A 24,741-nucleotide genomic window follows, 5' to 3' on the forward strand; every position below is an offset into this window, starting at 1 on the left:
AACTGAAGAAAAACACCCATTCAAGCTACTCCAGGGAGTGTGGAGCCGCAACAAGTCTCAACTCGCTCACGTCTCCCAGGAGAGCAGTTGCAAAAAAAGCGGGACAGCCCGTGGACTGCCCCGCTCAAGATAAGTTTTGAGATCGTGGAGATCTTTTTTGGTTTTCTTTTCGTTTTTCTGGAAAAGAAACCGAAACCTGCTTAGTTTTGGTCCAAAAACTTGGTCTCGCGACCATTCTTTGTCCCCAGCGCGCCCCACAGGCCATAGGGACTCGGCCGACCAGCACCGGCATCCCAAGCTCCACCGTTATTGGATCGACCGTACGGCACATGATCCTGGTCACCAGCCTCGATCGAGTCGGTCACGAAGGTGACCGCTCCGTCACCCATGATGATGTGCGCTCCGCCGGGATGGAAACTGGACACACAATACAACCCACTGCGGGTATGACGGCGCGACAAGTTATAGCTGTTGGGCGGGGTGATCGTCTGAAACGTGCTGTACTCCATCCGACCATCGGGCCAGCGTTTCCCACGGTGATTCGTGGCAGCACCGTCAACGCACGGACCACTACCACAAGCCGGCAAACTAGGGCTGATAAACGATGGAAGCTCAGGATCTAGCAAGGCTCGGCCTTGGCTAGGCGGCAGATTCCAAACGTTGTCGTCGACTTGAACGATCGTGCTATTCGCATAACGCGTGGTATTATCAACTGCGCATTCGCCAGCCATTGCGGTGTTGGAGAGCCCATCCTGAACATCCCGAAAACGGGTGAAGTGACGAGCGCGAAACATGCCACGTGCCCAGCGAGCTGTGGAGGATTCACCCCATTCGCTGTTGAGATTGCTATCCCCGTTGCCTGCCTCATTCAAGCCACCGAGCGCTTGTTCAAAGATCGCGTCCCCGGTGCACACCACGTAGTTGCTGTACCCAACTTGAATGGCAGCAGAGCGAGATGGATCACTGGGACACCGATAGGCTGGGACCTCGGTCAGCCAAGGCTGATAGTCGGTATGCCAAGGCGTAGGCCCCATCGCTGGAAAGGGGGGATTGATCGGCGCATCGACACGGTTGCGACCAAACGGGTTCTTGATCTGCTCCCAAAGCGGTTGCTGCTCCATGAAAGGCAAGATCCCCACTGACCAGGCCAGACTCAATTGATTGGAACTGAAATCGCTCCAGTCGGTGGTCTTCGTTCCACCAGTGTTCATCGGCAGGTGCTTGTAGGCGGACTCATAGTTATGCAGCCCCAGCCCAATCTGCTTCATGTTGTTGCTGCAGGACATCCGCCGAGCCGCCTCACGAGCCGCTTGAACGGCGGGAAGCAACAGCCCCACCATAATTCCAATGATCGCGATCACGACCAACAATTCGACCAGCGTAAATCCGCTGCGCCGCGTACTTGCATTATGCATTCTTGAAAGACTCCAAAGTGACGCCCACATTCCCTCTGACACAAAACCTGAATCCCCGTGGCAACCGTGGTCACAAAAATCTAGACCACGAATCGAAACGCTGATCCGAAAAATCGTCGGAACAGATTCGAAGGACGATAACGCAAAATCACGCCGCATCATCGGTGCGAAGAAACCAAACAAGATCAGAAAGGATGGGACCGAAAAATCCAAGCTAGACCCGGGCAGCCGAACCAACTCGGGAAAGACAATAAGTGGCTTCCCGCACTCTACTGCGGCTAAGCACCAGGGCAAGCCGTCAGTGAAAACTGAAGGAAGATTCCCAGCCACAACCTCCAAATGCAACGAATCTTCCCTACGCCCCGCCGCCAAAACGACAGGAAACCGCCATCAATCAGGCGAAAGTGCGACAGGCCACAGGTCCCAGCCAGACCGCTTGACCAAACCAAGTCAAGCCGACGAACAAGAGGTGCGATCACTCGCCCAATCACGGTCGATCTCCAGCCCAACGCTGAACCAGCACCTGCGACTGCTGAAGAGACAAAACGCTTGCGACTGCCGTGACCAGAAAGACAGAGGTCGGCGACGCAGCGCAGAAGCAGAGGAGCCCGACGGCAACAGGTAAAGCAAGACGGTTTGCCAGCCAAACCGCGAGAAGGCGACAACTGAAGCCCAGCCAAAAAAAAACGGCTAACGCAAAGGCTAGCCGTTTTTGTTGTCAGATTTCTAAGCGTGCCGACCCGTGCGGTCCAATCACGCAAGTCGCATCGCGATCAGTTTCCACCGTAATCGCTGCCGTACTGCTGTTGCATTTTCTTTTGAGTTTCAGGGTCCATTCCGCCGCCCTCATTGTAAGCTTCGTTTGCAGCCTTTTCTTCTTCGGTCATTTCCGTTGCTTCAGAAGGATCAAACGTTGCTTCTTTGTTACCGCTGCAACCCATTGCAGAAACGAGACCCACGGCGAACAGACAAACAAACGCAAGTGAATAGGTACGAATCATTGCAAAATCCTCTAACCGAGTTTGTATCACACCTGAAAAATAAAATGCCGAATCCGCCCAATCAGGCTCTATAGACGCGACGTTTCTCAACTCTGATTGTTGCCCTTTTGCACAGCCAAGTCAACAAGCAACCCCTCGCTCGAATTCAGAAGCCAAAAAAACCAATGCTTGCTGGCTGGAATTCAACAAGCTCATGCGAGTTCACCGTTCGCATCCTACCGGCACGAATTGGCTCAGGGAGCCTCGCTCCAATCCGTCGCGTCTGACATGATGCTGTCATTGATTTCCAGCAATTTTGCCTTCAATCTCTCTAACACCTCGGGACGTTGCTGGGCCAGGTCCGTGGTTTGCTGGGGGTCAGATTTCAAATCAAACAATTGATAGCCTGTGTATCGCCCCTTCATGACTGCGGGAATCCACTGTTCTTTAAACATGTTCTGATGGGGCAATTCATAGTCTCGAAAAGCGACCAAAGAATAGTCTCCCTCTCGCATGGCAACGATTGGCTTTGATCGCTGCAGATGCCAGAACAAAGGCTGCTGCCGACGCCACTTCGATGCTGCACCTGCCTGCTGCTGAGCTTCCAACAACAGGGGTGATAAATCGCTGCCATCAAGATGGATCGAGGCATCACGTTGAAGGTTCAACAGTCCACAAATGGTGGGCAAGACATCAACCAGGCCGGCAGGCACCTGCTGTACCGCGCCGGCAGGGATTTTACCCGGCCAACAGAAGATCCCGGGGACCCGAATTCCTCCTTCCCAGTTAACGCCTTTGCGACCGCGCAACCCACCGGTTCGGTCATCACGGTAGCTGCCATTATCGGACGCATAGATGATCAAAGTCTTATCTCGCTGTCCGGTCTTTTGCAAATGCGCAAGCAAGCGTCCGATTGCCCGATCAGTGTTGTCAATCGTCGCGGAATAGACCGCCGCAGGATCCTTCTGGGCACCGTATTCGCCAACGATTTGGGCGGGTGCTGCAATCGGCGCATGAGGTTCGTGAAACCAGACGTTCAAGAAAAATGGCTGATCTGCTTGATCACGTTGTTCCAACCAACGAATCGCTTCATCAGCCACAATCTGGCAGGAATAGCCCTGCTGCTTTCCGATCGGATTGCCGTTACGAATGAAGTTATCGGGATTCGCGTGACTGGGACTGGCATTGTTCCAGGTTGCCATCCAATGATCGAAGCCATGCTGATCAGGGGTGGGCTTGTCCGGAAACGCATTGCTGGGCAATCCGAGATGCCACTTGCCGATGTGCGCCGTGGCGTAGTCGGCTTGCTTCAATACCTCAGCGATGGTTTGCTCGCGTTTCAACAAATGACTGCGTTGAGACGCATCATGAATCCAGCTGAACACGCCTGCGCGAATGTGATGCCGACCGGTCAGTAACGTCGCTCGCGATGGCGAGCAAACGGCGCAACCAGAATAGAAGGTTTCAAATCGCGTTCCCGCCGCGGCCAAAGAATCAATGTTCGGCGTCTTCACCGGCCCCCGATAGCAGCCAACGTCTTGATACCCCAAATCATCGGCCAGCAAGATCAACACGTTCGGGCGCTGAGCCTGACTAGAGGACGCGACCAACCAAAGCGCACACAACAGCAGCGCGGCACGCGGCCAGGAGCAAATCGTCTGCGGGCGTTTCAAATCAAGAGAACTTTTTAGGAATGACATGTCTGCTAGATGAATCCAATCGAGAAACAAAATAAGCCCCCCAAAAGTGACTAAGCCCGTTTCCAATCGACCACTATGGATCATGTGCATCCCGCAGGAAACGGCAACTTTCATGTGGGTTGTATGAAATGATGCTGCATTAAGCGGTTTCAATGGTGAAACCAAAGCCAATAAGTGTTAACTATTAGGGCTGCCCAAAGTTCTCATCTTTCTTTTTTGCCGTCCCTTTTCTAGCCTCAATTTTCGAGGGCAGAGCCATTCGTGTCAGCAAGTCCCAGTCCCGGGTCTTTCCCGATGGACGCTTTGTCATTGTCTACCGATCGGACCAGCAACACTCTCCCGCGCCGGTTTCACTGAGTCGTCGTGAAGCGGTCGAGGTTGCGGATCGCTTTCGGTCATCAACCAGTGGCGATGAATCGAAAAACATCAACTTGGCAGCCGCCCAGTTCATCTACGACACCTGTCGAGAGAAAGGCTGGCTGGCTGAGACGCCAACCGCTGGCAGCGCCGACCAAGTATCAACGGGGACCGCATCACCGGCCCAACAACTGGCCTCGAACGTCCTAGCCGAGAAGCCCATGCCGACGGAGGCTTCAGCAGAGCCAACCCCAGAGCCGACCGAGCCAGCACCACCGATTCATCGCGCCGGCGGCACAACTCACAAACACTTTCCCTTTCTTGCCGCGACCCAGAAGCCGAAGATTGAAGCCGGTGCCATTGAAGACATCGCGTTTGCGCTTCTTGGTGTGAATCCGGCCAAACGAATCGATCCGTCAACGGTGAAGCAATTCAAGTCCGCCAAAGAACTTCGAGCCAAAGCTGATTGCCGCGTCGATCCTGTGAGCGAATTGCTGGAGGACCATCGATACGTCTTGCCGCACTTGCATCAACTGCCGACACCTGAGCTGAGAACACGATGGTTAGCAGCGATGGAAATCAGCGACGAAAAAACGGTCAACGGCCTCGCCAAGCTGTGGGGCAATGTCGAAAAGCTCTCGCTTGACCCGATCCCAACTGCACTGTCCAGCCCACAGGGACAGGCGTTTCTGAAAGCGGTTCATCATCACGCGCTCAGCTTACTAGCGACACGCTTTCAGGCCGCTCGTCAGGCAATCGAATCGCTCCAGCAAGCCGGCGACCAGCCTAAGCCCGGTCTTTGGTCACGCTTAACCGGGAAATCGGGAAGCCCCTCAACAAACGCATCCAATACGGTTCCGGTGTCCGACGAAGAACGCGAAATTGCCGGGCAATACCTGGACTCGGCGTGTCGCTTGGGAAGACTCTTGAGAATCGAACGCTAGCCCCACGCAGGTGGGATACGCTCCGCTTCACGCTGCCCCGTCCGATCGCAACATACCGCGTGCAAATCGCAAATGCTCGGCTACTTACGTCACTTTATTCATGAAGTACAATAGGCGAGCTACCAAGACGCCCTCTCTTGGCGTCCCGGTCTCTGCATGTATCCCACCCGTTAACGAAGCTTTGTTTCAGGCATTCCCCCATCATGATTCGATCACTACTGACTTGCGTTGCCAGCGTTGCCTTGTTGGCATGTTCATCGACTGCACTCCTGGCTGAAGAAAAACCAGTTCCTCTGTTCAATGGCAAAGACCTCACTGGATGGGAAGGCCGCGCCGATCTCTGGTCCGTCGAAGACGGACAGATTGTGGGTCGCACGACGAAAGAAAATCCACTGAAGAAGAACAGCTTCTTGATCTACACCGCGCAGGAGCCAAGCGACTTTGAATTGACACTGCAGTACAAGATTGAAAACACTAACTCGGGAATCCAGTATCGCAGCAAAGTGATCGATAAGAAGGAGTTTGTTGTTGGCGGTTATCAAGCTGACATTGATTTCACCAATCGCTTCGCAGGCATCCTGTACGAAGAACGGGGACGCGGCATCTTGGCTCAGCGAGGCCAATCGGTGACCCTGAAAGAAGACGGCAAAAAGTCCGTCAAGAAATTCGGTGACGGCACGGAGATCGGCAATGGCATTCATCCCGGCCAGTGGAATGATTACCGCATCGTCGCCAAAGGCAATCATCTGCAACACTTTATCAACGGCAAAATGACCGCTGAAGTGTTTGATGAACAGGCCGACAAAGCGGCAACCAGCGGCGTCATCGCGTTCCAGTTGCACGTCGGTGCCCCGATGGTGGTTCGGTTCAAGAACATCGTCCTGCACTCGGCCAAATAGCCCCCGGTGCAGCGGGGCGATATCGCCTCTTCAATGAAGGTCGTTGCGGGCGCCAAACCGGCCCCTCCATTGGGACCAGAGGGTGCCTGTTTGCAACACGGCTTTAAAGCTCTTCGCAGAAGCGAGGGTGGGGGCGTGCTGGTTCGCACACGTTGCCCGCAATGGCATCGTTTCTGGGGCATTGGTGCGTGCAATCACGGCACCCTACTTGGCTGGCCCGAAGAGCTTCAAAGCAATGCTCAATTGGCATCACTTCACAAGCTGCTACCATTACTGATACGAACGATGCGGCGGCACTCCGCTGCAGGACGGTCGCAACGTCGGTCGCGTTGCCAGGATCGGTCGTTGTCGTCGGTTTGCGTGCCAGTCGCCAATCCGGCCAACGAATCCCTATGACCATGAAGGCTAGAGTGGCCGGAATGACGAATTCAATTTGGCCGAACGACGAAAAGACGGTCACTCTGCTTGATGCAGCGCGACAAGGAGACAGTGATGCTGTTAACCGCTTGTTACAACGGCACCGCGCTGCAGTTCGCCGCTTGGTTCAAGTCAGATTGGACCATAAAGTGCGCCGCCGTGTCGATATTAGCGACGTCGTGCAGGAGGTCATGGTCGAAGCCAGCGGCCGCCTGGATGCGTATTTAGCGGATTCAACGATCGCGTTTCATCTCTGGCTGCGGCAGATCACCTGGGATCGCATCATCGATACCTATCGTCGTCATCGGGGCAGCGCCAAACGCAGCGTGGATCGAGAACAACCGATGGCTCCGGCCAATCCCGACCAGTCTTCGGTCGACCTCGCCGCCCAACTTCACGACCCTGAGATGACGCCCGCCGCGGCAGCCACCCAGCGCGAGATCGCCGGTCAAGTCGAACAAGCCATCGAACAAATGAATGATCAGGATCGAGAAATCTTGATCATGCGGCACTACGAACATCTGTCCAATCAAGAAATCTCTCAGACACTGAATCTGTCCGCCCCGGCAACCAGCATGCGTTACTTGCGAGCCATTCGCCGGCTTCGCCAAGCACTGCAAGAAGACGGTGGTCCTGATTTTGATGACAGCGAGATGCCGATGTGAGCGAGCCAATTGCAGACCGCATCCTGCCCGCCGACAGTGAGCAACAGCTGGCGGAACTGGTCAGTGAACTGACCGACCAAGTCTGTCGCGGCAATCCTATCGACATCGAACAGACCTGCCAGCAATACCCTGAACTCGCCACACAGCTGCGCGAGTTATGGCCGGCCATTCTGCTGACCGACATCGCTGGTGCCGCAGCCGACGAGCTGCCAGCACAACAGCTCGGTCCAGCAGAAACGCACATCTCTCAGGCGAACAAAGACTTCTCCCAGGCGAACAACGACTCAGGGCGTTGGCAGAAAATGACACTGCCAACTCGGATGGGTGACTACGAGTTGCTAGAAGAAATCGGCCGGGGAGGCATGGGGGTCGTCTTTCGAGCGCGGCAGATCAGCCTTGAACGCGAGGTGGCCGTCAAGATGATCTCGCGTGGCAGACTGGCCAGCCCTCATGACTGGTCTCGCTTTCTGGCGGAAGCCGCCGCCACCGCGGGCATTGAACATCGCTGCATTGTCCCTGTTTACGAAGTCGGTGACTTCGATGGACGACCGTTCTTCAGCATGCAATTGGTCGAAGGCCAGACACTGGCTGAACGACTCAGGGATGGGCCGCTACCCGAACGTGAAGCCGCTCGGATGATGTCGCAAATTGCCAAGACCATTGACTTCGCTCACCATTGTGGCCTGGTGCACCGCGACATCAAGCCCAGCAACATCATGGTCACCAACGACGGCAAACCGGTGATCACCGACTTTGGTTTGGCGATGCGACTGGACAGTGATGCCAATCTGACGCGCAGTGGCATGTTGGCTGGAACGCCCGCATTCATGTCTCCCGAACAAGCTTCCTCACGGCGCGAACTGCTGGGCCCGCCAACGGACATCTATTCACTGGGATGCGTGCTGTACAACATGCTGACTGGCTCCGCTCCCTTCATTGCCCAATCGCCCATGGACTTGGTGATTCAGGTCATCGAACAGGATCCCAGCCCGCCGCGCAATCTGCGTCCCAGTTTGGACCGCGACTTGGAAATGATTGTGATTCGCTGCATGCAAAAACCAATCGACCTACGGTATGCAAGCGCAGCAAAATTGGCTGCCGACCTGGATGCCTTTCTGGCCGACGAAGCAGTCTCGGCGCGCGGCGCCCAATTCAATCAGATCATAGCCCGTATCTTCCGCGACACACATCACGCCACCATTTTGAACAACTGGGGCGTGCTCTGGATGTGGCACTCCCTGGTCCTGCTGTTGGCGGGTGTGACCACTTGGTGCATGCAATTCGCTGGTGTCACCAATCGAATGATTTACATGGGTGTCTGGACGATTGGCTTGGGAGCCTGGGCGGCGGTGTTTTGGAAATTCCGCCAACGCATGGGCCCGGTGACCTTCATTGAACGACAAATCGCTCATGTCTGGGGCGGTAGCATGATTGCCATTGCAATGCTATTCCCACTGGAGAAACTGCTTGCCCTGCCCGCACTGACGCTGTCCCCGTTACTGGCTGTCATCAGTTCAATGGTCTTTGTGGTCAAAGCAGGCATGCTGAGTGGAAGATTCTATCTACAAGCGATCGCGCTGCTGATCTGCAGCCTGTTGATGGCTGCCCAGCCAGACTACGCCCAACTGTTCTTTGGCCTCATCGGCGCGAGCTGCTTTTTCTTTCCCGGCCTGCGGCACTACCAGCGCAAAAAAGCCTCTCGCCTGGCCGGTTGACTCGGGCCAGCCTGACAGTTGCCCTAGCTTCAGGCTGCCCCCAATTTGCCAATTTTCGTTCCCACACTGACGATCGAAACCGATACAATGCCTGACTGCCGGGCGGCCTTCGCCGTGTTACAGGATCGCAAAACCACCCCCAGAACACTTATGGTTTGCTGTGCCAGCGCACCATCTTTCCCGCCGGTCAGATCGATTCACAGTCCCATCGCAGGCCTGTCTTGGGTTCACTCTAATCGAACTGCTTGTTGCGATCTCCGTCATCGGCATCCTGATTGGCTTGCTGTTACCTGCGGTGCAAGCGGCTCGGGAAGCAGCGCGTTTGGTCCAGTGCAAGAACAATCTCAAACAAGTTGCCTTGGCGTGCCATAACTATGAAACGGCGTTTAATGTCCTGCCAGGATACGGTGGTGAAGCTGGCGGATTCTTGATTCGCCAACTTCCCGGCCATACGCGCACCACTCAAGGCGGTGGCAACTGGATCACACAATCACTGCCGTTCATGGAACGCAATACGCTCGCCCAGCAGATTGGCTCGTTGGCCTCCCATCGCTCACCACATACTGTCCCCCATGTCGAAGAGGCTGTGTCATCGCCCGTCGAAGGCTTGATCTGCCCGACGCGCCGCCGAGCGAAATCATACCCTCTGCAAAGCCCCTACCGAGAGCGATACGGATCGCGTGGTGCGCGAACAGACTATGCCATGAATGGAGGCGCTGCGGAGGTCCTAGTGGGCGCTAACCAAAATATCAATGACGCACCCGCCATCGAGATCAAGCATGATGGCACCTGGTCGTATGGCCGTCGCACGCCGACCAGTAAGATCCAAGATGGACTCTCAAATACGTACTTGGTTGGCGAAAAGGCAATGGACTTGAACAAACTGTCCAGCGCCAATGGGTTTGGTGACCGCGCCCCCATCGCTGGCTATCACAACTCGCCCATTTCTACACACTCCTATGTTCGATTTGCAGCGCGTTCTCCGCGGATGGACTCGCGTGACAATTGCCTCGAGTGCCATGACTTTGGCTCCACCCACCACGCTGGCTGGAACGCCGCGTTTGCTGATGGACGCGTGGAACTGATGACCTATAGCATGGACCTCCTGATTCATCGCATGCACGCCAGTGTCAGCGGCCGCGAAACCTCTCCTTGATCAACCGTTGGGCAGCCGCAGACACACAAGGTCGGGAACCCATCGGAATCGCGAAAAAGAATCCAACCTCTCGCTCCCGCAACTCGCAACTCGCAACTCGCCTCCAGTGGCAATGGAGCCCCCGTCGGTAAGCCGTAGTGCAACGCTGGTGGGATACTGCTAGAATGCCGTCTCGCCCCACCTTTATCCCACCCAATGATTCACTGCTTTTGCGATGATTAACTGCTATTTTTTGCCTCGCGCGATGCGTGCACTCGGCAAACACTTGTCCACGGTCGCAGCGTTACTCGCGGCATTTTTCGCCTGTCACGCTGACCTTTTTGCTGCTCCTCCGGTCGATGACCCGGACTACCTGATCCAAGGTGAATACGATGGCGATGCTCGCAGCCTGCAAGTGATTGCGCTGGGAGAGGGTGAATTTGACATCATCGTCTACGACAGTCCCCTGTCGCTACGACATCAGTCGGAAACGCCTCCTCGCACCATCAACGGCGACGAAGAAACCGTCGCTGCATTGGTTGAAGCCAACGACTTGAAACGAGTAGAGCGAACGTCACCGACGCTTGGCAAGAAAGCCCCGGCCGGTGCCAAGGTTTTGTTCGATGGCAGTGAAGAATCGTTGCAGAACTGGAAAGGTGGCAAGCTGTCTGAAGAAGGCCTGTTGATTTCCGGCACAACCAGCAAAGACACCTTTGGTGATTACTCCTTGCATGTTGAATTCCGCACACCATGGATGCCCAAGGCCAGAGGGCAGGGCAGGGGCAACAGTGGGGTGTATCATCAAGGACGTTACGAAACTCAAGTCCTGGATTCGTTTGGTCTCAAAGGAGAAAACAACGAAACTGGAGGCATCTACAGCATCAAGGCTCCAGACGTGAACGCCTGTTTGCCACCCATGCAGTGGCAAACGTACGACGTCGATTTCACTGCGGCAACGTTCCAAGACGGCAAAAAGATCGCGGATGCTCGCTTGACCGTTTGGCTCAACGGTGAAATGGTGCAAAACGACACCGTTGTGCCTCGCACGACGACCGCAGCTCCTGTCAAAGAGTCAGCCGATCCTGGCCCCATTTACCTACAAGATCACGGCAATCCGGTTCGCTATCGCAACATTTGGATTCAGCCGCGTGATGCTGCCAAGGAAGCTCGTCGCCCCATCGTCCCTGGATTTGAACGATTTTTCTCTGGCAAGCCAGATGAGCAAGCGTTGGGCGGAGAAATCCTGATCAGCAACCTTAGCTGCACCGCCTGCCACAAGACACCTCAGCAGGACGCCCTGACCAGCTTGCTGCCGGAAAAGAAAGCACCTTCGCTGGCAGAAGTCGCAGGCCGCGTGCGAAACGATGCATTGGTCGCCATGATCTCCGACCCGCACGGATTCAAACCCAACACAGCGATGCCAGATCCTTGGGCGGGACTGCCAAACGACCAGCGTTTGTCGGCCGCTGCATCGATCGCCAGCTATTTGTTGCTGCGAGACGACTCGGTGAAACTTCTCGATCGTGCAGGTCGCAAAAGCGCCGTTCAACAAGGTCGCCAGCTGTACCATAGCGTGGGCTGCGTTGCCTGCCACAAAGCGTTCGAAGGCACTGCAACTCCGGATAACACCAACGTTCCACTGGGTGCTGTGGAGCGAAAGTACACGATTGACTCGCTGGCTAAGTTTATCCTGGAACCACACAAGGTTCGTTCCGGTGGTCGCATGCCATCACTGGTTGGATCTCAAGGCGATGCATATTCAATCGCGGCTTACCTGACGCGAGCGGTGACGGAACGAAAGAGCGAAGCCGTCTTTACTCGCAAAGTCTACAAAGGCAACTGGCAAAAGCTGCCTGATTTTGACGCTTTGAAACCCGTCAGCGAAGACACAACCACGGTTTTGGACGATCGCAAGCTACTGAACCAAACCAATACCGGCGTGGTCCTAGAATCGAAAATCAATGCCCCTCAGGATGGCGTTTATGAATTCATTTTGGCCAGCGATGATGGCTCTCGTTTGATCATTGGTGAAAACAAGGTGGACGTTGATGGCGTGCACCCTCGCTCGGAACGCAAGGCCAAGTTCAATCTCAAAGCCGGCGTGCATCCCATTCGAATTGAATTTTTCAACGCCGGTGGAGGCGGTGAACTCAGCGTCAAAGTCAACGACCCCACGTTAGGCCTGGTGGATCTGCAAGAGATCATCACCGATGGCAATCAAGAGACTGGGCGGTTGCTCAAAGATGCGTTTCAGCCGGACCCTGCATTGGTTGAAACGGGCAAACAGTTGTTCCGCCTTGCTGGCTGTGCTTCCTGCCACGACAGCGGTGACAAGTTAAGCGATGTGCCACAAGCCCCTGGCTTGGCAACCTTGCAAGCTGATCGCGGTTGTTTGGCGGAAACGGTTTCCAAACCCGCGATGGATTTCAACCTGTCTCCGCGTCAAAAGCAAGCCATCGTCGCAGCGATTGAGAAACGCCGTGAGTCGCCCACGCGATCACTTGCCGATGCGGATCGCTTGCACCTTCATTTCGCCGCATTGAATTGCTACGCCTGTCACCGCCGCAATGATCTGGGCGGCAACGAACTGGCCCGCGACAGTTTCTTTCAGTCCACGATTGCTGAAATGGGCTGGGAAGGACGCACACCTCCACCGCTTGATGGCGTCGGCGATAAGTTACAGGACAACTACATCCAAACCGCCATCACGGGAGGCGCCAACGTTCGCAACTACATGCAAACGCGCATGCCGGGATTTGGCGAACAGGTGGCTCAATCACTGACGCCATTGTTAGTGAAAAGCGATCGCCCGGAAACCACGTTCGAGCAACCTGCAGAGAACAGCGACTTGGTCTCCAGCGGTCGCAAACTGGTGGGTTCGAGCGGTTTGTCGTGTGTGAAATGCCACTCCTACGAAGGGCTCACCGGCGGAGGCTTGGGCGCGATGGATTTGCGTGCCATGCCCAAGCGACTGCGTCACGACTGGTTTGTACGTTACCTACAAGACCCGACCAAGTATCGTCCCGGCACTCGCATGCCAAACAGTTTCCCCGACGGCAAAAGCTCTTACGACAAACTGTACCACGGGGATCCTGTGAAACAGGTGGACGCGATGTGGGCTTATTTGGCAACCGCCAAAGACGTCAAAGAACCGACGGGCGTTCGCAGTGGAACGATCTTGCTTTCGCCGGGCGAACGCCCTCTGATCTACCGCAACTTCTTTAACGACATGTCTGCCCGTGGGATCGCAGTTGGATTCCCCGGTGAGGCCAACCTGATTTGGGATGCCGAGCGGATGTCCTTGGGGCAGATTTGGAAAAGCGAATTCATTGATGCCGCCAAACACTGGACCGGGCGTGGCCAAGGTCGCACTTCACCGGCCGGTGCGGCGGTGCAACATCTGGAACGCTGGACGCCGATCAAAGCTGGCACCGATCTGGAAATGGCTTGGTCGAGCGAGATCGGGCGTGACTTAGGTTACCGGTTCAAAGGCTATCAGCTCGATTCCAACGGCAATCCCACGTTCCGCTATCAGGCGGGCAACGTGCAAATCGATGATGCCGTGACCCCTTTGTCCGATGACGGACTGAAGCGATCCATCACTGTCCGTCGCCTTGGTGATGATGCCTCCTTGGGCTTGATCTGGCGAATGGCTCAGGCTGACAAGATCACGCAAGCCGATGGCAAATTCGTCATGGGTGATCTGCAGATTGCAATCGAAGGCGGCCAGGCAAAGGTTGTCACGATCGATGGCAAAGAGGAGCTTCGCGTCGCCATTCCGGCTGGCAAACAGGCCACGGTCACCGAAACCTTGCAGTGGTAATCAACTTGACAGCCATCGCACTGGTCCTGCCGTGCCAGTGCTGATTGCCTGTCTTGATTTCGAATCAATACGGCGTTGTCGCCCTACCATTTCCCAAGTAACAACATGAAGACTCAGCCCACTCTCAACGCTTCATTCGTGCGTTCACTTCTGCAGCCCGCTGCCTTAGCCGTCCTTGGCCTAGCCACGATGCTGGCCAGCATGACTGCGGCACAGAATCCACAAGAATCTGATTACTATCGCATCGTCACCTTTCAGCCTCCATTGGGCGAAGTGATCGAAGCCAGTGGTTTTCAGCTGATGGACGATGGATCGATGGCCGTCTGCAGTCGCCGCGGCGACATCTTTCGCATTGAAAAACCCTTCGCCGACGAAGTCACCGCCGATCAGTTTTCAGTCTTTACTCGCGGACTGCACGAACCACTTAGCTTGGCAGCCAAAGACGGCTGGCTTTACGCCACCCAGCGCCCCGAGCTGACACGAATGCGGGACGAAGACGGCGACGGCGTTGCCGATGTCTTTGAAACCGTCGGCGATGGCTGGGGCGTTTCAGCGGACTACCACGAATACGCGTTTGGATCAAAGTTCGATGCCGATGGCAATATCGTGATCACTCTGTGCCTGACGGGTTCATTCAACAGCAACGTGCTGTACCGTGGCTGGGCCGTGAAGGTCACTCCGGACGGCGAAACACTGCCGTACTGCAGTGGCGTGCGATCCCCGGGCGGCGTGGGCGCCGATGCGAAAGGACGCTTGTACTACACCGATAACCAAGGCCCCTGGAATGGCACTTGTGGCCTCAAACCCTTGATCCAAAACAAGTTCGTCGGACACCCCGGCGGCTTTCGCTGGTACGAGCAAGCGGAATCCGTTATGGGCAAAAAACCCGAAGAGCCTGTCAGTGGATCTCGGTTGCACACCGAAGCAGACCGCATCCCTGAACTCTCTATGCCGACGGTTTTGTTCCCGTACAACAAAATGGGCAAGAGCGCCAGCGGCATTGCCTGTGACACCACTGGTGGCAAGTTTGGGCCTTTCCAAGATCAGCTGTTCGTCGCCGATCAATCCGCCAGCACCATCATGCGAGTGTCTCTCGAAGAAGTCAACGGTCACGTTCAAGGCGCGTGCTTTCCATTCCGCAAAGGTTTTGCGTCGGGGAATGTCGGCGTTGAAATGACGCCCCAAGGATCGCTGTTTGTCGGTGGCACCAACCGTGGCTGGGGTTCAGTCGGTAACCGCCCCTTTGCCATCGAACGACTGGACTGGACGGGCAAGCTGCCCTTCGAAATCCTGGCCATGCGCATCAAGCCCGATGGTTTCGAATTAGAATTCACCAAGCCTGTGGATCCCAAGACCGCCCAAGACCTGGCAGGCTATGACCTGCAAACGTACACCTACGAATACCGGTCGCAGTACGGCAGCCCAGAGGTCGATCACACCAAACCAACGATCAAGTCTGCGACTGTCTCCGACGACAACCTGAAGGTGCGTTTGCAGATCGATGGCATGCAACGCGGCCATGTGCATGAACTGATCAGTAAGCAGATCCGCAGCCAAGAAGGGTTGCCGCTGCTGCACCCGGAGGCCTACTACACCGCAAGCTACCTAGCAAAGTAGCCTGCTAGAAGCACGACGTTGCCATGCGTGCCAGCACGACGTTGCCATGCGTGCCAGCACGACGTTGCCATGCGTGCCAGCACGACGTTGCCATGCGGCACCGAAGACTGACATCAGTTCCGCAGATTGGAAAAGACGTCGCCACTGGGTTGACTGGGAAGCGTTGCCTGCCAGTCAATGAGCCGCTTCTTTAACGCCGCGATGACCTGAGGATGCTGTGCTGCGACGTCCTTGGATTCCAAGGGATCGGCGACGATGTCATACAGCTCCACATGAGACTGATCACGGTTGGTTAGCAGTTTCCACTGCTGATCGACCACGGCGTAGGACACCCAGTGATAAGGCCGTGAGGGGGCGGCAGGCCACCGCGATTGCATCTTCCAAAACAGTGGTTTCTCTCGCTGCTTGGCGACGTCGCCCTGAAGCGTTTTGAACTGACTGACACCATCGGGTTGATAGCCTGCTGGCAACTCAACACCTGCGATCTCACAGAACGTCGGCAGCAAATCGACGGCGGAAATCAGCGACTGCTGATCAACATGGCCGGCTTGAATCTGTCCTGGCCAGCGAGCGATGAAGGGCACATTGATGCCGCCTTCGAACAGGGCTGACTTATAGCCTTTACGGCCCGCAGTGATGCCCTTGGAGGCTGCGATGCCCCAGCCTGCACCGGTGGCGGTGTCGTATTGCAGGGTCAATTCGGTTTCGCCCCCAGCTCGCGCGGGTCCATTGTCAGACGTGAAGACAACGAGCGTTTGATCGCTGATGTTCAGTCGATCCAGCTCCTCCAACACTTGGCCGATGCGATCGTCTGCATGGGAAATCACTGAGGCATAGATTTGATCGTTGCGACTGTTCATTTCACGATGCCGCCATTCGTATTTCGGTACCGTGTGAAAGGGCGTATGCGGCTCGTGAATCCATAGATTGATAAAGAAGGGCTGGCATGCGCTGTGACTCTCGCGCATGAACTCAATCGCATTGGCAGCATCCTCATGCACCGGCATTTGTTCACCGGCGCAATTGAAAGCACCATAGCGGTCGTAGCCATACTGACTTGGCAACGGTGAATCCGGGATCATGTCATTGGCCAAATGCCACTTCCCGAAGTGCGCCGTGGAATAACCGGCTTGCTGCAACATGCGTGGCAACGAGGGTGCTTGCACATCCAACCAATCTGGCATCCCTCGCTTCTGGTTACTGGGCACCCAAGCGAAATGCCCGTCAATGTTGTAACGCGCTGGAAAATGACCCGTCATCACCGCTGTGCGACTTGGCGAGCAGACTCCACTGGCGACCGTGAATCGCTGAAAGTCAGTTCCCTGTGCGGCAAGCCGATCGAGATTCGGCGTCTTCAAATAGGGATGTCCATGACATCCCAGATCGCCCCAGCCCCAATCATCGGCGAAGATGAACAAAATATTGGGCCGGGACTGCTTCTCCTCCGCTGCGTTTGCAAAATGAGCCGAAAAGGAGCCGAGTAAAACACAGATCAGTGAAAGAAAGGTTCGCATCGCGAGGGTCATCACTTCCGTAGGGGAAAGTCTTTAGAAAAGGAGGCAGAGATCATCGAACCCATGCACCCGCAGTGAGCTCACCACGTGGACGCTAGCGAGGACTGGTGCCTTCGCTCTCCATCGATTCGATGGCCAGTTTTAATTGATTGCGAGCACGACTAAGCCGGCTGCGCACGGTACCGATGGAGATTTGCAGGATTTCAGCAATCTCCTCGTACGCGAATTCGTCCATTTCTCGCAGGATCAAAATCTGGCGGTGTTCATGGGTCAGCGTATCGATCGCTTGCCGGACCATCTGGACGCGCTCATCGCGCAGCATGGGCTCATCGACTGTCGCATGATCGCCAACCACTTCCATGCCTTTTTCTTCGCGAATCTGATCCAGCGAAATCTTGGCGCGTTTTTTTCGTTGCCTCGTCAGCGCGCTGTTGAAGGCAATCCTGTAGATCCAGGTAAAGAACTGCGAATTTTTCTGAAACGAATCCAGCTTGATGAAGGCCCGAATGAAGGCTTCTTGAACGACCTCTTCGGCTTCCTCGGGAGAGCCAGTCACCTGCATCATGGACGCAAAGAGCCGTTCCTGGTTGCGCTGCACCAGTTCACTGAAGGCGGACCGATCGCCAGCGAGTGCTCGATCGATTAACTCGAGCTCAGTACTCTCTCGTTGGCCGCCCAATTCTGATGTCGTTCCGTTTCTTTGGAGGTTTCAAGTGTCGTCGCCAGAACACTGACAACGCCATTCACGCATCACAGAGGCCTCCAGTGCGACGACCTCATACCGCCTCATTGTAGACAGCGAATCGCATGGTGCAGGAACTTGCGAGCAACGAATTCAGACCAACAAGCGGAATAATGTCCGGTTGGTGGAAATGTGACGGGCGAACCACCGCTTCGGAAACGCCCCAGAGCAGCCGATGGACAGGTCCGCAGCGTGAATTTTCACCATGATCTGAACGATCGGACCAAGGACGCTCGCGGGCCGATCCACCTGCTAATCGATCGAGCTCGCGGCCCGGCGGATGGTCGACGCTGTTGACCTTCCAACCACCATCACCAACGAAAAACGCCACAGTCCTGTCACCCGAACCGTGGCGTCCATCCGAATCTTTCGTCCACCGCTTCGCCGATCACGAAACCTTCTGAACTTCAACCCGCCGGCGACCGCGTTGGGGATCTGCCTTGGGCAGATGAATCGTCAACACACCATCGCTCAGCTCAGCACGGACCTGATCAGCTTCCAAAGCGGTGCGAAACTTCAGCTTGCGTTCGAAACCGCCAAAACTGCGTTCAGAAGCCAGTCGCTTCATGGTTGGTTCGGCGGCCGGTTGGCCAGCTTGGGCAACATCACCCTCTGCGTGCTCTGCGTTAGACGACTTTGCGCCCTCAGCATCCGGTGGCTCGGTAACAGAATCTGTTTGCCAATGTCGGGTACCGGCGATTCGTAAAACGTTATCATGAACGTCAATTTCAATGTCACCAAGCTTCACCCCTGGAACATCCAGCGAGAGCCGGAACGCGTCAGCGGATTCGTGGACATCCATGGGAGCCGACATTCGCTGATGCTGGGAGCCGGAACGCTGATGCTGGGAGCTACCTTGGCCCAAGTCACCAAAAAAGGATTCGACAAAGGTTCCAACATCCGTGGCCAATTCATCCATCAGTCGAGCAGGTCGTTTTGTCGGAAAAACCATACGCATCGTAAAACTCCTCAGTTAAGAGTGAACAGCACACATAGACTTCGGTCGCGTGAACACGAAGTCTCTCATCATCAACGTGATTGGTTTCATTGATTGCTGCCTGTCATCTCGACAGGCCAATGACACCGCAGGGCTACGATTGCAAGTGGCATGCCAAACCCATGACAGGGGCCATTGCGTGGCTCGTCGCCAGACCATCGATCTTTTTGCCATGTCCGTCCACTCCGTTCTACAACAACTTCTTGGCCAGCCTGTCACGGTGCGTTCGCAACGACCGCTTTCAGGAGGCTGCATCAGCGAAGTTTCGCAGATAGACGTCGTGGGTTTACCGGCACATGCTTTGCCAACGCTCGATCACGGGCGGTCGGCGAATGAACCCGACGGGGCGGTAAGCTTGGTATTGAAGCAGAACGACCAAGCGATGCTGAACAACTTTCAATGTGAAGCCGAAGGCTTGGCCGCGATTCGCAGCGCCGGCATGACCGCTCCAGAGATCATTAGCTGCCAAGCAATCGGTGACAGAGCGTATCTGTTGATGCAATACCTCCGGCCAGCAGCCGGTGGCATGAGCGAACGGTGTGAATTCGACTTTGGTCGCGACCTGGCAACCCTTCACCAACAGACTGCCGGCGATCAGATGGGCTGGCATCAAGACAATTACTTGGGCGCGTCACTGCAGCCGAACCAACCCTGTGAGACATGGGCAAGCTTTGTCGCCAAACGGCGGATTGGTTTTCAACTCAAACTGGCCCAGAACCATGGATTATTGGACCATCGACTTCGCAGGGCATGCCAAGTGATCATGCAAAACATGTCGCAACTGCTTGCCGGCCGAGACCCTGTACAGTGCTTACTCCACGGGGACCTGTGGAGCGGCAATTACTTACTGACCGAAAGCGGCCGCACTGCGGTAATCGACCCGGCGACCTACTACGGTTGCCGAGAGGCAGAGTGGGGCATGATCAAGTGGTTCGGGCAATGTGGACCAGCGTTCACCGAAGGCTATGAAAGTGTCTGGCCGCTGCCCCCTGGCTGGCAACGCCGCAGCGACATTTACCTGCTGTATCACCAACTGAATCATCTGAATCTCTTTGGCAGCGGCTACGATGACTTGTCCTTGCAAACCGCGCAACGCATTCTTAGCGGTGTGCGTGAATCGCTTTGACCACGTTGGCTTGATCGACATCACCGACTAAGTCGACTTGTCCCAATTTTCGTGGCAAGATGAAACGCAGCTTGCCATGTTCAACTTTCTTGTCACGCATCATGACTGGCAACATGGCCTGGACGTCAGCGTCGGGGAATCTCACTGGCAAGCCACAGTCCAGGAGCAACTTCGTTTGCCGGGTCAGCAAGTCAGCTTCACACAGTCCTAGATCAATCGCCAGGCTAGCGGCCATTTGCATGCCAATCGAAACCGCTTCGCCGTGCAACAACGTTCCATAACCAGCAGTGGCCTCGATGGCGTGGGCGAAGGTATGTCCGTAATTCAAGATCGCACGACGACCGCTCGTTTCGCGTTCGTCTTCGTTGACGACACGTGCTTTAGATTGGCAACTGCGCTCAATGGCTTGTCGCAGCACAGCGTCTTGACGCTGCACCAAAGCACTAGCATCGCGTTCTAGATCACAGAAGAATTCCGCGTCATCGATCACGCCGTATTTGACGACTTCCGCCAAGCCACTTAGAAAACTGCGTTCCGGCAGGGTGTTCATCACCTGTGTATCGATCCAGACCAAGTGCGGTTGCCAAAACGCCCCCACCATGTTTTTGCCACCGGCAAGATTGATGCCCGTCTTACCGCCAACGCTGCTGTCGACCATTGCCAGCAAGGTGGTGGGAACTTGGACAAAACGAATCCCGCGAGCAAACGAAGCGGCAGCAAAGCCTGCTAAGTCGCCGACCACTCCGCCACCGACAGCGATCACCACACTCCGCCGATCGGCTCCGCAGGCCAGCATGGCATCGAGCAACCGCTGGAGCTGCTGAAACGACTTACTCGGTTCCCCTGAAGGCACATCCACCCGATCAACACGCACCGACGGACGGATGTCACTGAGCTTTTGCTGAAGTTCAGCCGCATAGGACTCCACCGCTTCGTCGTGGATCAAAACGGCATGCGTCAGGTCAGGCAGCGCCTTGGACACCGAGGCAGGAAATGCCTCCGTCGCCGCAGTCGTGATTTCAATCGGATAACTCCGTTGCCCCAGATCAACGGTCACCGTTGGGTGTTTGTCCGAAATCTCGCCTGACTGAGAGCTGGTGGATGCCGTAGAATCCATGGTTGCGTTTCCTGAATTGGGGTTCATGACACCCTATGATGAAGTGTCGCTGCAAAGTTGCGAGTTGCTGAACTGCGTCGGCTAGACTGTGAACTGCGTTGGCTAGACTCTGAACTGCGCGGTCTAGACTTGGAGCTGGGCAGTCTAGACACGGGCCATGAAGTGTACCCAGCCTTGGCGAATTCGACGAGCGAGGGTGACAGACAGTTGCTGCCTTCTCGCGGCCGGCGACACTGACTCGGCCGGCGACACTGGGTCAACAGCCAGACAGCTTTTGGGCTCGCAACTCGGCACCCTTCCCACTGACATCCCTGGAGTGAATCGTGAACCAAACGGAACAGCTTGAGACGATCCCTGCGGAGAACAAACTGGAAACACTTCAGCAGCAAAAACGCAGCGATCCCAGAGCTCAGATCACTCGGCGCGGACTCTGGATCGCAGCCTGGGTGGTGCTGCTGGGGATTGGCGGTGCTTGGCTGAGCGTTTGGGGCAGAAAGGCGATCACCGAAGAAACGACCAAGTTCTTTGGCGCAGATGCGATCCTGGCGTATCAACTGGCCGAAGAGATCGAGCTTTATGTTGACCAGCGAATCGTGACTCCAGCGAACAAGCAACCCGCCAAACTGCCGCCGCTCGATGCTGCTCAAGAATCGCTAGCCGCTCTGGTCAGCGAGCAAACCGATCAAGTTCGTCGCGTTCGCCTGAGCGGGATGCCCGGACTGGCACACCTACGCCACGACCTGCTGGACGACCGGGCCTACGATTGGCAATCGGTGTCCACGGAGACCATCGCCGAGACAACGCCCTTCGAATCTCGGCTGCTGCTGCGGTTCACCGACCCCACTGCCAACCGGTTTGAACCGATCACTCTGCTGATTGATTTGGAACGCGGTCGCTGCGGGCGCGTCGACGCAAATCAAACCGTGGGCTGGCGGGACGGCTTCGCCACCTCGATCCCGGGTTTCCTAAAAAAGGTCGCGCACTTTGAACCCATCCGCAGCGAAGCCAAGTCCAAGCAGTAACAGCGAAGCCAAGTCCAAGCAGTAACAGCGAAGCAAAATCCATGCAGCAACACTTGGGGGCATTGCTGCAGATTTCGTTTGAATCCAACTGTCGCATCCGTCAACGCGTTTTCCACGCCCTGGCGGCAGAGTGACACTCATTTCATGGACGCGGTTCACATTCGAGCCATGGGCGGCAGACCCCAAGCAGCGTGTTGACTGAAACCACACCGGCTTTGCCAGCGCTGAACCACCATCAGACGCCGGTCAGCCGGAGGATTTGATTTCCGGCTAGGGGGATTGTGCGTTTTGGGAGAGACACCCCGCCATCTAGCTGAATCCCGCCAACCGATCAGAGAATCTCAGAGTACAAATGCGGTCGCCAACCGTTAAATTCATGGCGAATCAAGATGCAATGCGGAGACCATTACATTAAACTGAAGGTTCCTGGAGAGGACAGCCTGCGGTTCGCGGACTAAGCTCATCCAAACGCGAAACACAGCTCGGCACATCGCCGCCTGGAAGCAGCCGGAACGTCTCCCGCCTCCCCATTGAACCATCCCCTGCGGGACACAATGGAATCGTTTCGCCAAACGACGTTGATACAATCAGACAGGACGACTGGGTGCACTGCACAGGTGTAGCTACACAGGGGCACACTCCCCACGGGCATAACGCCCCCCGGAGAACCGGAACGTCTGCGGACCGATGCATCAACTGGGGCAGACTCGTCGACTTTTCAAATCCTTCTCGCCGCACCGTGGCCAAAACTAATCACCCCTGATCAGGGATCACATTTGTGACTATTTCAAACGAACCTGATGATATCTTCGGTCAAACCGATGGACAGCCCGACGGGCAGCAGCCGCTTGATCCATCCACTGCTCAGCGTGTCGCGGATGATCAGTACGAAGGCGACGATGTCGACTCCGAAGAAGGCGAAGATCAAGACGACGTGGACTTACAACGTCGCTTCCTGCTGTTCCATGCAACGCCTGCCTGGGTCGTCAGCGCTCTGGTGCATGCTCTGATCCTTTTGATCTTGGGCCTGATCACCCTGGCCAATCCAGTGCAATTGATCAGTGTTCTGACCGCGACCAGCGGCGCCGACGACGGTCCCGAGATCGAAGAGATCTCGTTTGAAGACCCGGAAATGATGGAGACCGAGGACACCGAAGAGACCGAGGAAGAAGTCGAAATCACCGAGCCCGTCGAGACGGTCGAAGAGATCGCGTTTGAAACTCCGATCATGGACGTGACCGCGGTTCCCCTTGAAGTGGCCGACTTTGCATCCGACATGGCCCCCACGGCGATGACGCTGCAGAGCATGTCGAACAACTCACAGCCGATGGGCAGCCGCTCAGAGGCAATGAAGAAAAAGCTGTTACGAGAATACGGCGGCACAGAAGCGAGCGAAGCGGCTGTGACCGAAGCCTTGAAATGGCTGACCCGACATCAAATCAAGTATGGCCCGCAAATGGGTGCCTGGACGTTTCAGCACGACGCCGTCTGCGGAACCAACTGCGGCTGCGGTAACGGTTGCGAACCCAACCGCAGCAAACAGTTGAATGCCGCGACATCAATGGCTTTGCTGCCATTCATGGGCGCCGGTCAAACTCACCTCAAAGGCGAATACCGACAAGTTGTTCATGCCGGCTTACGATTCTTGGTTCGCAACGGAAAACCCGGACGCCGAAACGGCATTCCCTACGTTGACTACCGCGGGCCCGGTGGCAACATGTACGATCACGGCTTGGCCGCCATCACACTGTGTGAAGCCTATGCCATGACGGGCGACTCGGAACTTGCCGCCCCCGCACAAGCCGCACTGAACTTCATTGCCCTCGCGCAGTACGCTGACGGCGGCTGGCGCTATGGCCCCGAAGGCTCCGGCGGTGACACTTCCGTCGTGGGCTGGCAAGTGATGGCACTAAAGAGTGGTCACATGGGACACCTTGCGATTCCGCAAAACGTGTTCACTGGCGCAGCTCTGTTCCTGGACAAGGTCTCCAGTGACTCTGGATCCATTTACGGCTATTCAGGACCAAGTGCTACCGTTCGCCCGGCAACCACCGCTGTAGGCCTGCTGTGCCGCATGTATGGTGGCTGGGACAAATCACATCCGGGCATCCAAAAAGGTGTTAGCCACTTGGCCAAAACAGGTGTGTTGAAGAACGACCTGTACTACGACTACTACGCCGTCCAAGTGCTTCGCCACCACGGCGGTTCGGAATGGGACAAATTCAATACAGAACTGCGTGACTGGCTGGTGGAAACTCAGGCCCAACAACCCGGCGCCAAGGGCAGCTGGTTCTTCCCCAACAACGGGCACGTTGCGAATGCCGGTCGGCTCTGTTCAACTTCCTTTGCTTGCATGATCCTGGAAGTCTACTACCGGCACATGCCGCTTTACGCGGAAAAGGTGTCCGAAGCCGAATTCCAGCTGTAAGCAACCTGCCAACGCATTTCAATCTAAACTATCCCCTGCGATGCATGGCGCATCGCGGTTGGACGCTGCAACCCGGTGCAGCGCGTTGGTGCGAGGCAGATTGAAATGACGATCTTCAGGCGGTTAGT

At 55.9% G+C, this 24,741-nt stretch carries 17 protein-coding genes; 10 read left to right on the forward strand and 7 right to left on the reverse strand.

Translation table 11 applies throughout. The annotated features are described in order from the left end of the window. Nucleotides 1-200: 200 nt before the first annotated feature. From SV7mr_RS21840 to SV7mr_RS21850, 3 genes are all read right to left on the reverse strand, one after another. Nucleotides 201-1,415 (reverse strand): DUF1559 domain-containing protein, encoded by a 1,215-nt coding sequence (locus SV7mr_RS21840; RefSeq protein WP_145276688.1) that lies wholly within the window; start codon nucleotides 1,413-1,415, stop codon nucleotides 201-203. 773 nt (nucleotides 1,416-2,188) lie between these two features. Beyond that, a complete protein-coding gene (locus SV7mr_RS21845; protein ID WP_419187742.1) occupies nucleotides 2,189-2,416 on the reverse strand; it encodes a hypothetical protein in 228 nt (75 codons plus the stop codon). Between the two features lie 233 nt (nucleotides 2,417-2,649). After that, nucleotides 2,650-4,209, reverse strand: a complete 1,560-nt coding sequence (locus SV7mr_RS21850; RefSeq protein ID WP_419187743.1) for a sulfatase family protein — start codon at nucleotides 4,207-4,209, stop codon at nucleotides 2,650-2,652. Between the two features lie 317 nt (nucleotides 4,210-4,526). Between SV7mr_RS21850 and SV7mr_RS21855 the strand changes: the two genes are divergently transcribed. The 7 genes from SV7mr_RS21855 (at nucleotide 4,527) to SV7mr_RS21885 (ending at nucleotide 15,667) form a co-directional block, all read left to right on the forward strand. Further along, on the forward strand, nucleotides 4,527-5,396 hold the full coding sequence (locus tag SV7mr_RS21855) for a hypothetical protein (RefSeq protein ID WP_145276692.1): 870 nt from the start codon (nucleotides 4,527-4,529) through the stop codon (nucleotides 5,394-5,396). 203 nt (nucleotides 5,397-5,599) lie between these two features. Next, nucleotides 5,600-6,295: a 3-keto-disaccharide hydrolase gene (locus tag SV7mr_RS21860; RefSeq protein ID WP_145276695.1), complete on the forward strand. Its 696-nt coding sequence runs from the start codon at nucleotides 5,600-5,602 to the stop codon at nucleotides 6,293-6,295. Nucleotides 6,296-6,714: 419 nt separating this feature from the next. Next, a complete protein-coding gene (locus SV7mr_RS21865) occupies nucleotides 6,715-7,377 on the forward strand; it encodes a sigma-70 family RNA polymerase sigma factor (protein ID WP_145276697.1) in 663 nt (220 codons plus the stop codon). Next, nucleotides 7,374-9,092: a serine/threonine-protein kinase gene (locus SV7mr_RS21870; RefSeq protein ID WP_419187744.1), complete on the forward strand. Its 1,719-nt coding sequence runs from the start codon at nucleotides 7,374-7,376 to the stop codon at nucleotides 9,090-9,092. Before SV7mr_RS21865 ends, SV7mr_RS21870 begins: the two co-directional genes overlap by 4 nt. Before the next feature lie 160 nt (nucleotides 9,093-9,252). Next, a complete protein-coding gene (locus SV7mr_RS21875) occupies nucleotides 9,253-10,248 on the forward strand; it encodes a DUF1559 domain-containing protein (protein WP_145276699.1) in 996 nt (331 codons plus the stop codon). 214 nt (nucleotides 10,249-10,462) lie between these two features. Continuing rightward, nucleotides 10,463-14,050, forward strand: coding sequence for a 3-keto-alpha-glucoside-1,2-lyase-like domain-containing protein (locus SV7mr_RS21880; protein WP_145276701.1), 3,588 nt, complete (start codon nucleotides 10,463-10,465; stop codon nucleotides 14,048-14,050). A gap of 105 nt (nucleotides 14,051-14,155) precedes the next feature. Continuing rightward, nucleotides 14,156-15,667 carry a DUF7133 domain-containing protein gene (locus SV7mr_RS21885; protein WP_419187745.1) on the forward strand — a complete coding sequence of 504 codons (1,512 nt, stop codon included), beginning with the start codon at nucleotides 14,156-14,158 and terminating at the stop codon, nucleotides 15,665-15,667. A 113-nt stretch (nucleotides 15,668-15,780) separates the two neighbouring features. Here the strand turns inward: SV7mr_RS21885 and SV7mr_RS21890 are convergent, their stop codons facing one another. From SV7mr_RS21890 to SV7mr_RS21900, 3 genes are all read right to left on the reverse strand, one after another. Further along, nucleotides 15,781-17,181, reverse strand: coding sequence for a sulfatase family protein (locus tag SV7mr_RS21890; protein WP_145276703.1), 1,401 nt, complete (start codon nucleotides 17,179-17,181; stop codon nucleotides 15,781-15,783). Nucleotides 17,182-17,275: 94 nt separating this feature from the next. Then, complete coding sequence (locus SV7mr_RS21895; protein ID WP_145276705.1) at nucleotides 17,276-17,860, reverse strand: RNA polymerase sigma factor; 585 nt, start codon at nucleotides 17,858-17,860, stop codon at nucleotides 17,276-17,278. A 451-nt stretch (nucleotides 17,861-18,311) separates the two neighbouring features. Then, a complete protein-coding gene (locus tag SV7mr_RS21900; protein WP_145276707.1) occupies nucleotides 18,312-18,881 on the reverse strand; it encodes an Hsp20/alpha crystallin family protein in 570 nt (189 codons plus the stop codon). Nucleotides 18,882-19,092: 211 nt separating this feature from the next. On the opposite strand from SV7mr_RS21900, the gene SV7mr_RS21905 reads away from it, so the two are divergent. After that, nucleotides 19,093-20,046 carry a fructosamine kinase family protein gene (locus tag SV7mr_RS21905; RefSeq protein WP_145276709.1) on the forward strand — a complete coding sequence of 318 codons (954 nt, stop codon included), beginning with the start codon at nucleotides 19,093-19,095 and terminating at the stop codon, nucleotides 20,044-20,046. Here the strand turns inward: SV7mr_RS21905 and aroB are convergent. Beyond that, entirely contained in the window at nucleotides 20,021-21,163 is a 1,143-nt protein-coding gene (gene aroB / locus SV7mr_RS21910; protein ID WP_419187746.1) for a 3-dehydroquinate synthase, read from the reverse strand. The two genes, SV7mr_RS21905 and aroB, sit on opposite strands and share 26 nt — an antisense overlap. A 323-nt stretch (nucleotides 21,164-21,486) precedes the next feature. Between aroB and SV7mr_RS21915 the strand changes: the two genes are divergently transcribed. Further along, nucleotides 21,487-22,185, forward strand: a complete 699-nt coding sequence (locus SV7mr_RS21915; RefSeq protein ID WP_145276713.1) for a hypothetical protein — start codon at nucleotides 21,487-21,489, stop codon at nucleotides 22,183-22,185. A 778-nt stretch (nucleotides 22,186-22,963) separates the two neighbouring features. Then, nucleotides 22,964-24,613 (forward strand): prenyltransferase/squalene oxidase repeat-containing protein, encoded by a 1,650-nt coding sequence (locus SV7mr_RS21920; protein ID WP_419187747.1) that lies wholly within the window; start codon nucleotides 22,964-22,966, stop codon nucleotides 24,611-24,613. Nucleotides 24,614-24,741 lie beyond the last annotated feature (128 nt).

Source organism: Stieleria bergensis (assembly GCA_007745635.1).
Taxonomy (GTDB): domain Bacteria; phylum Planctomycetota; class Planctomycetia; order Pirellulales; family Pirellulaceae; genus Stieleria; species Stieleria bergensis.